General features: G+C 29.3%; 11 protein-coding genes and 1 tRNA gene. 6 read left to right on the top strand and 6 right to left on the bottom strand.

The window, feature by feature from the left end:
- Positions 1-129: 129 nt before the first annotated feature.
- Positions 130-357 carry a sigma factor-like helix-turn-helix DNA-binding protein gene (locus ACNQ13_RS00800; protein ID WP_416741589.1) on the bottom strand — a complete coding sequence of 76 codons (228 nt, stop codon included), beginning with the start codon at positions 355-357 and terminating at the stop codon, positions 130-132.
- Positions 350-1,390, bottom strand: coding sequence for a signal recognition particle-docking protein FtsY (ftsY, locus tag ACNQ13_RS00795; RefSeq protein ID WP_416741588.1), 1,041 nt, complete (start codon positions 1,388-1,390; stop codon positions 350-352). The genes ACNQ13_RS00800 and ftsY overlap by 8 nt, the downstream gene beginning before the upstream one ends.
- A 161-nt stretch (positions 1,391-1,551) precedes the next feature.
- Here ftsY and ACNQ13_RS00790 point away from each other — a divergent pair.
- Positions 1,552-1,636, top strand: a tRNA-Leu gene (locus ACNQ13_RS00790).
- Between the two features lie 73 nt (positions 1,637-1,709).
- On the opposite strand, the gene ACNQ13_RS00785 is transcribed toward ACNQ13_RS00790, so the two are convergent.
- The 4 genes from ACNQ13_RS00785 to ACNQ13_RS00770 form a co-directional block, all read right to left on the bottom strand.
- Positions 1,710-1,973, bottom strand: coding sequence for an HPr family phosphocarrier protein (locus tag ACNQ13_RS00785; RefSeq protein WP_416741587.1), 264 nt, complete (start codon positions 1,971-1,973; stop codon positions 1,710-1,712).
- Positions 1,974-2,038: 65 nt separating this feature from the next.
- Entirely contained in the window at positions 2,039-3,553 is a 1,515-nt protein-coding gene (locus ACNQ13_RS00780) for a phospholipase D-like domain-containing protein (protein ID WP_416741586.1), read from the bottom strand.
- 45 nt (positions 3,554-3,598) lie between these two features.
- On the bottom strand, positions 3,599-3,847 hold the full coding sequence (locus ACNQ13_RS00775; protein WP_416741585.1) for a DUF2188 domain-containing protein: 249 nt from the start codon (positions 3,845-3,847) through the stop codon (positions 3,599-3,601).
- A gap of 2 nt (positions 3,848-3,849) precedes the next feature.
- Positions 3,850-4,287, bottom strand: a complete 438-nt coding sequence (locus ACNQ13_RS00770) for an RpiB/LacA/LacB family sugar-phosphate isomerase (RefSeq protein ID WP_416741584.1) — start codon at positions 4,285-4,287, stop codon at positions 3,850-3,852.
- 99 nt (positions 4,288-4,386) lie between these two features.
- On the opposite strand from ACNQ13_RS00770, the gene ACNQ13_RS00765 reads away from it, so the two are divergent.
- The 5 genes from ACNQ13_RS00765 to era all read left to right on the top strand — a co-directional run bounded on the left by ACNQ13_RS00765 (position 4,387) and on the right by era (position 8,676).
- Positions 4,387-6,411 (top strand): Mbov_0121 family peptidase domain-containing ABC transporter, encoded by a 2,025-nt coding sequence (locus tag ACNQ13_RS00765; RefSeq protein WP_418035433.1) that lies wholly within the window; start codon positions 4,387-4,389, stop codon positions 6,409-6,411.
- A complete protein-coding gene (locus ACNQ13_RS00760; RefSeq protein ID WP_418035432.1) occupies positions 6,389-6,772 on the top strand; it encodes an MAG1140 family protein in 384 nt (127 codons plus the stop codon). Before ACNQ13_RS00765 ends, ACNQ13_RS00760 begins: the two co-directional genes overlap by 23 nt.
- 52 nt (positions 6,773-6,824) lie before the next feature.
- Positions 6,825-7,322: an rRNA maturation RNase YbeY gene (ybeY, locus tag ACNQ13_RS00755; protein ID WP_416741580.1), complete on the top strand. Its 498-nt coding sequence runs from the start codon at positions 6,825-6,827 to the stop codon at positions 7,320-7,322.
- A gap of 71 nt (positions 7,323-7,393) precedes the next feature.
- Entirely contained in the window at positions 7,394-7,792 is a 399-nt protein-coding gene (cdd, locus tag ACNQ13_RS00750) for a cytidine deaminase (protein ID WP_416741579.1), read from the top strand.
- 2 nt (positions 7,793-7,794) lie between these two features.
- Positions 7,795-8,676, top strand: coding sequence for a GTPase Era (gene era, locus ACNQ13_RS00745; protein ID WP_418035430.1), 882 nt, complete (start codon positions 7,795-7,797; stop codon positions 8,674-8,676).
- Positions 8,677-8,750: the final 74 nt, after the last annotated feature.

The raw sequence follows: 8,750 nt of genomic DNA, 5'->3' as shown, positions 1-8,750 counted from the left end.
AAAAATTATACTGAAAATTCATACTATACAATAAGTGAATTTTCAGTATTTTTTTTAAAATAAAAGTGGTAATTTAACTGTTCAACTTACATAACTAATCAATATAAATTGCTAGTCAAAAGAGTTCACTTATTGATCTATTTGCTTTTCGTATTTAAGTAAATTTTTAATAGCTTTATTTAGGGTGTCATAAGCTGCAGATCTTGTAGTTGCTAGAATTTCGGCAACTTCTGCATAAGAAAGGTCTTGTTCATAGTATAAACGAAAGACTTGTTGTTGGTTTTGCGTTAGTAATTTGCCATATTTATCAAATAAGGCTGTATATCTGTCGATATTTTCAATTGATTTATTATTCATGAATTAAATCCTTAGTCATTTGATAAATAAACATTTCAAGGTCAAATTCTTGTAAATCATCTAACCCTTCTCCTAGACCAACATATTTAACATCAATATCATACTCATCTTTAATTGAAAGTACAATACCACCTTTTGATGTTCCATCCATTTTGGTTAGAATAATTCCAGTTAAGTTAGCAATGTCTTTGAAATGTTTAGCTTGTGATAATCCATTTTGTCCAGTTGTTGCATCTAGTACTAATAAAGATTCATGAGGGGCTGAAGGTTCAAATTTTTGAATTACGCCAATCATTTTTTCGAGCTCCTTCATTAAGTTAACTTTATTTTGTAATCTACCAGCTGTATCAATGATTAATAAATCATAGTGTTCACTTGTAGCTTTATCCATTGCTTTATAGACTACACTAGAAGGATCAGCACCTTCTTTATCCGGTTTTACAATGCTTGCTCCAATTCTTTCTGCTCAAACGCCTAATTGGTTAACTGCACCAGCTCTAAAGGTGTCAGCAGCAGCTATTAGTACCTTTTTGCCTTCTTTGATATATTTATTTGCTATTTTGGCAATTGAAGTAGTTTTACCTGACCCATTAACTCCAACAAAGATAAAGACATTTAATCTACCATCTTCAAAGTTTAAATTAGTGTTAACAATTGAGTTATTAGCATAAATTGAAAACATCATATCAGCTACTAATTCACCAATTAATTTTGGATCATCAATATTATTAGTTCTAATTTCTTGTTTGATTTTTTCAATCATAACATCAACTAAAGATGCATTAATATCTGACATAATAAGCAATTCTTCAAAGTCATCAAAAAAATCTTCATCTATTTTGACGTGCTTATTTTGAATTTCAAGTAGTTTTTTTCCAAATGAGGAAGCACTATTAAGTCCAGATTCATATTTTTTAAACTTTTCTGAAGCCAATATTTCTTTAGTTTCTTTTTCGTCTAGTTGTTTATTAACTGTTTCTACATCTTTTTTCTTAGTAAAAACTTTTTCTTTTAATTTAGTAAAAAATCCCATATATCTATTTTACTAATTAAATTAAAATTGCTGCATGATTTTTTAATAAATAGCTTACTTTTGCCTAATTTTAAGCAATAAGAAAAAGCCTGGGCAAAAGCAACTTTTTCCAGTTTTCTTATTTACTTCTTTTGTTTTTTATATTATAATATTTACAACAAGCCCGAGTGGTGAAATTGGCAGACACGCTAGACTAAGGATCTAGTGGAGCAATCCGTGCAGGTTCAAATCCTGTCTTGGGCACCAGAGTATGCGTTTATCGCATTTTTTTATTACTTTTTTGTATAAAAAATCACCACTGAATTGGTGGTGATATTTACTATATTAAACCGTTAGCTTCTAATGCGCCTTTGATAGCTTTAACTGCATCAGCTTCATCGTCGCCAGAAACTTTGATTGTGATTTCGGCACCGTGTTTAACACCTAAGGCCATAATGTTCATAATAGATTTTAAGTTAGCTTCACGTCCGTTGTAAATTAATTTAGAATCAGACTTGAATTTAGTTGCTGTAGAAACTATTAATGTAGCAGGTCTAGCGTGTAGCCCAATCGGGTCAATAATCTTAGATGAAAATTCTTTCATTAGACTCCTCCTTAGGATTTACGTTCTATATTTATAAACTTAAATTCTTTTTTCGTACGTTATTATTATATCAGTGGTTTAGTAATATCATATAGAAATTTTTCAATTACGTTAGGCTTTTTATCGATTTCTGGAACATTTTCCACTTTTTGGCTATCTTTTTCATATTTATGGAAAATTCCACATAAGTTTTCAATGGATTTACCAGTTAATATATCCATAGTTTCATATTGAGAAAACATACTGCGTGAATCTCAATTATTTGTTCCAACCCAACCATATTCATCATCAATTAGCCCAGCTTTAGTGTGCAAGAAGTGATCTTGATAGATTTTAACTTCTAATCCATATTCCCTAAGTTTGCTAAGTTGATAAATACCAATTTTATAAACCAATTTTTTATCAGGCAATCCAGGGAAATAAAGAGTAACTTTAACTCCACTTTTCAGTGCTAAAATAATTTGCTTTTCAAGGGCACGAGTAATTGAGAAATAAGGGGTAGCTATCTTAATACTTTTTTTAGCATTTGGAATCATTTTAAGGAAAAATAATTCAGCTTCTGAATGTGAATAAGATGGTGATTCAGTAACTAGTAAAGCTGAATCTTCATAATTTTGATTTTGATCAGCGATAAAAAGTGATGCTTGGATATCAATTTCACTTCGTGTAATAACTTTTCAAAACTTAATAAAGTGTATGATGTAAGCATTAATATATGGTCCCGTAATTCGATAGTTTAAATCAATTCAGTGTCCATATTTTTTTGACATTGAGGCATATTCATCAGAGATGTTATTTCCTCCTGAAAATACTACTTCATTGTCAATGATAATGAATTTTTGGTGATTACGAGAGAAACTAGCTGCATTAATGAATGGATAATAGATTTTACCAATTAGCTTAATTTCAATATTTGGATGTTTGTTTAATTTTCTTAGCAATTTTTTTTGTGAGGCCATAGCTCCAAAGTCATCAACTAATCACTTAATCTTAACTCCTTGGTTAGCTTTTTGCTCAAGAATGTGCAAGAATTCTTGTGAGATTTCGGATTGCTTAATAATATAGGTCACAATGTAGATACTACGCTGCGATTGTTTTAAAGCTTCGAATAAATCATCATAAAAACGATACCCTTCAGCAAAAAAATCGAAGTTACATGGTAGTACCATGTTTTGATTAATATTCTCCATGCGTTTAAGCATTGTAATGTGTTTTACTGTATTATTGCTATAAATTAAATCTTTATAAGTTCTTAAATTATATTTAGGATCTTCGTTAATTTTGAGTTCATATTTATTTCTAAATAATAATCCATAACCAATAAAAATAGCATGTCCAATAAAGGGAACTAGCAAGACTAGATAAATCCAACTAAATTTTGCTTCATGTTCACGATTTTGGGCATATATTACAAAAACAAACAGGACATTAATTAGGTAAAGTAGGAATAAAAGCAAGTAAGCATATCGTTTATCGACATTTAAAATAAGCATAGTAATTCCAACAATAAACCCAATAAATAAAATAATTTGTAGCAAGAAAATTACTACATTTTTTAAACTTATTTTAGTTTTATTCATATTTAAATTTTATCCCAATTAAAAATAACGCGTAAGCGTTATTTATTATTTTTCCTTAAAGCTTTGACCAGCTCTAATTTTACCTTTTTGACTGTGGATAAGGTATCTTCCTTCATTATTTTTAGCTAATTGTTTTGCATATTCAATAGCTTCTTTTTGGGTGTCAAAAGTCTTGATTGCCTTAACTCCACCTTGTCTTATAACTTTTCATCCATCAGGGTGTTGTGAAACATGTCAAACAGCAGCTAATTCTTTAGCTTCTTTTTCGTTTACTTCTAAGTTTTTATCAGCCATAATTATTCGTCCAATTCATCAATTCTTGCTTGGTGACGTCCACCTTCGTATTCTGTTTTTAAGTATTCATCAACCATAGCTTTAGCTTGGTCCAATGTAACTTGACGTCCACCGAATACAAGAACGTTCGCATTATTGTGTTGTTTTGCTAAGTGTGCATCTTCAACAGATGTTACTCTAGCTGCTCTAATGTGCTTGTGTCTGTTTAAAGCATAAGAAATTCCTAAACCTGTTCCACAAACACCAATTCCGAATGTTGGCTTAGCTTCGTCTACATAATTAGCTAATTCTTTCCCCATTAAAGCATATGAAACAGAATTTGCATCTGTAGATGGTCCTAAGTCAACAACATCAAAACCTTTTTCTTTAAGGTATGTTGCTAATTCATCTTTTAATTTGAAACCAGCATGATCACTTGCAAGTGCTACTACTTTGTTCATAAAATATCTCCTTTCACTTTTTATACCTTAATTATATAGAAAAAAACGCTTTTTGTTCTTTTTTAGTCCACTTATCAAATAATTTAATTTATAGAATATATGAGAGAAAAACAAATTGATATTAGAGATTGCTCACTGTTTGTTTTGAAGTGATTTTATGATCGCTATAATCTCAATTCGATTGAAATTAGTGAGCTAAAATTAAATGCAAAATATACTGAAAAAGGAATTGCTATTCCTGATTTTGAATCACTAGCTAGTAACTATAATTTCGCAATTGAAGTGTATAATTGTGACTTTTTAGGCTTGCTTAAATTAGATATTGAAACCTTCCCAATTGCAGCACTCATAAAGAAGGATAATAATACTCACATGGTGGTAATTAAGAAAGTAACTCATAATAAAATTAAGCTATATGATCCTGTCCTTGGAAATGTATCTTACTCATATCCAGACTTTAAAGATAATTTTTTTGGCTTGCTGATAAACTTTAAAAAACAAGAAGGCGAATTAAAATTTAGTTCACAGCTAAAAGAAAATTCTTGAGTCAAGTTTGATAAGTTTTCCTTCTTTTATTTAGCTGCCTTATTGTGTGAAATTTTAATTTTATTTTCCTTGCCTTATTTTAATAAGATTATTCTGGAAAAAATTATTCCAAATAGGTTAAATATTCACTTGTTGTATCTTGGAATAGTCTTTATTTTTGTGGTGTTGTTAAATTTTGCATTGCGCAATCTAAGCCAAAAAATTTTGCAAAAGATACTAGCGCAAAGGCGTGAAAGTGTATCTTTAAACTTTATTAAGAACTTAAAATTTAAAAATTATAAAGTAATAGATAAACTCACAGTGCTAGAAGCTAAAAATCGAATTGCAGTTTTTGATACTATTATTCATTTCCAAATTGTTTTTATACCTGAGGTGCTTTCAAGCGTTATGACCTTAATTTTGGCCCTAATTTTATTATGAAATGTTAATGTCTACTTAATGATTATTATTGTACTTTATTCAGTTTTAACTCTTATAGTAAGCTTTATTTCAAAATCAATCTATGATAATGAATTCCCAAAACTAATGCAAGAAAATATCACAACTGATAATGCTTTTAATAATTATTTTAATCATATAAAAAATATTCATAACTACTACCTAGAAGAAAACCTCTTTACTGCTCTATCTAATTCATATCAAAACATGAACTTAAAGCTTCTGCAGTTTAAAGAAAAAACCATTTCACTAAATTCTTTTTTGACTACTTTAGATGTTATTGCACCTTTATGTATTCTAATTTTAGGCTCATATCAAATTTGAAACAATAAATTAAGTGTGGTGAATTTAATCTTTTTCCTAACTGGTGCTAGTTTATTTACTCGACCAATTAAAAATGTTTTACCACTTGTAAGTAGTTATAGTGAGTTTAAAAAAGCTTTTAGTATGCTTAAAATATTTAAATTTGATGAGCAAGAAACTGAAGAAAGCAACAGTGTTGATAAGAAAATAAATTCAATTAAGCTCTCAAGTATTTCATATTCATATACTGAGTCTAAAATCAATAAAGCACTAAATATAAACTCTTGTATTATTGATAAAAACCTTCATTTAATAGGACCAAATGGATGTGGTAAGTCTACTTTGTGCGCTATTTTAAATGGTTCTAAGCAAGCTGATGATGGTGAAATACTAATTAATGGCAATAAGGTCAATCCATTTTTAGATGCGGGCTATAAAGCTAAAGTAATTTATATTGGAAAAGATAATAATTTAACGCTTTCAGTACTTGATTACTTATGTATTAGTAATATTGAACAGTTTAATGAACTAATTAATCAGTTAGATTTAAAAGGCTGCTTGCAACATTTAAATATTAATTTAAGTCAAAATATTTCACTTGATAATCTTTCTTCAGGCCAAAAGCAATTTATTGTATTACTTAGTTTATTTTTACTTCCATATGATGTTGTAATGCTTGATGAGGCTTTTGAAAATTTAGATCAATATACTTTTGAAAACTTACGCAGCAAGTTACAAAATGAATTAGGAAGTGCTTTAGTCCTAGAAATTAGTCATAATGGTAGATACTTATATCCAGAAAGTGAGGAGTTAAATGTACAAGAAATTAGTGCATAACTATTTAATTGAAATAGTGCTATTTATAGTTCTACTTGGGCTCTTTGGTTTCATTATGTATTTAATTGGTACAGTAAAATTGCAAGATTATAAAGAGGGATTAATACGTTATGAGGGTGACAATTTATATTTATATAATCTCAAACCACAAGATTTACCAAGCGAGCAAATAAGCATTAATTTTAACTATGACAATCACTTATATACCTATAGCGTAGATACAAAAAATGAAGAAGGTAATTTAGTAAAACTATATAGTGAAGCTTTAAAATTCTTTTTGGATCAAAACAATATTGCTGAACTTAAAGTTAGTGTTAAAATGCAAGATATCTCAGTTTTAAGTTATATATTTTCGCTGTAAATTTAATAAGATAATTACTCTTTTAGCAAAATAAAAAAAGTATAATAATTTTATGAAAATTAACGAAGAAAGAGATGCTATTAAAGCAGAAGATGAAATTTCAATTCACTCTCGTATTAAGCGTGCAATTATTTATCAAACAGAAATGGAACAAATAGTTGCTAACTTAAAGAAATACTTTAAAATCAAAAAACCAGTGATACTAGATGTTACAATCGTTTCACCGGCAGCAATTAAGAAATTAAATGCTGAATATAGAGGGAAAGATTATGTAACCGATATCTTATCATTTGACTTTGGTTTTGATTCATTTGATATGGACTCATTACCATTTTTACAAATTGGAGAATTAGTAATTTGCTGAGAAAAAGTAGAAAAGCAAGCTAAAGAGTTTGGACATTCAGTTCGCAGAGAATTTTGTTACTTATTTACTCATGGTTTAGTCCACTTAATGGGATATGACCATGAAGAAGAAAACGAAAGAAAAGAAATGAATGCCATTGTGGATGCAATATTTGATCCACTTAAGATTACACGTGAATCATTTTAAAACGAGCATGTCGGTTAAAGGCGACTAAAGTAAGGATTATATGCTCACAAATTTATTAAGGAGATAATATTATGACTTTTGAAAAATTAAGAGACTTATTAAAATATTCTTACGCACCATATTCTAAGTTTCCAGTTGCAGCTATCTTAGTAGCCGAAGATGGAACAGAATACTATGGAGTTAATGTAGAAAACGCAGCTTACCCATCAGGACTTTGTGCTGAAAGAAGTGCAATGTTTGGTTCAGTAGCTTACGGTGGAAAAGTTGGAAAATTCAAGGAAATTCACATTATCAGTGGAAAAAATGAAATCATTAGCCCATGTGCCGGATGTAGACAAGTAATGACAGAATTTATGCCATTAGACGCTAAAGTTTACCAATACAGTAATGATGGTAAAAGTGTTAGAGTAAACACTGTTGAAGAACTTGTTCCTTTCAGCATTAGAGCAGAAGAAATTACTATTAAATAATTATGAAAATTTGCTTTGCAAGTATCCTTGGTAGACCAAATGTTGGAAAGAGTTCATTACTAAATGCAATTTTAGGTTACAATGTTGCAATTGTAACTGATACAGCACAAACTACAAGAGATCAAATTACTGGTATTTATACTGATGATGACACTCAAATTATTTTTACTGATACACCTGGAATCCACAAACCATTAAATAAGCTTGGCGAAGCTTTAAACAAAAATGCCTATGACGCAGCTAAAGATGTTGACGTCTTATTATTCTTAACACCTGCTGATGAAAAACTTGGTAAAGGCGATGAAATGATTTTAGAAAAAATTGCTCACACTAAAAATAAGATTGCAGTTGTTTCTAAAATTGACAAAATCAGAAGTAAGCCTGAAATTTTAGTTGAAAAAATTAATGAATTACATGCCCGTGGTTTTGAAACTATTTTAGCTACTGATGTAAATGACTATAGATCAATTAATGCTTTAATTAATGAAATTAAGAAATATAGTTATGATGGCGAACCTCAATACGACCCTGAATATTTAACTGATAAATCTATGAGATTTTTAGCTAAAGAAATTATTCGTGAGTCAGCTATTAATGCTTTATATGAAGAATTACCTCACTCAATTGCAGTTGAAGTATCTGAATTTATTGAAGAAGATGACCACATTACAATTGATGCAGTAATTTATGTTAAGAAGGCTTCACAAAAAGGTATGGTTATTGGTAAAGGTGGTGAAAAAATTAAACAAATTGGTAAGAATGCTAGAATGAAGATCGCGCATCAATTTGATGCACCAACTACTTTAACTCTAAAAGTAAAAATTGCTAAAAAATGAATTGATGATCCAGAAGCTCTTGAAAAATTTGGTTATTCAAGTAAATAAATCACTCTATATATAAAGGGGTGGTTTTTTCTTTAGCAAGCTTTTAGCAAAAGAAAAGTTTATTTGCTAAAAAA

This window comes from Mycoplasma milvi (genome assembly GCF_048284715.1).
Lineage (GTDB): Bacteria > Bacillota_I > Bacilli_A > Mycoplasmatales > Metamycoplasmataceae > Mycoplasmopsis.
Note: the sequence above shows the minus strand (reverse complement) of the source record. Positions and strands in the feature narration are given on the sequence as shown.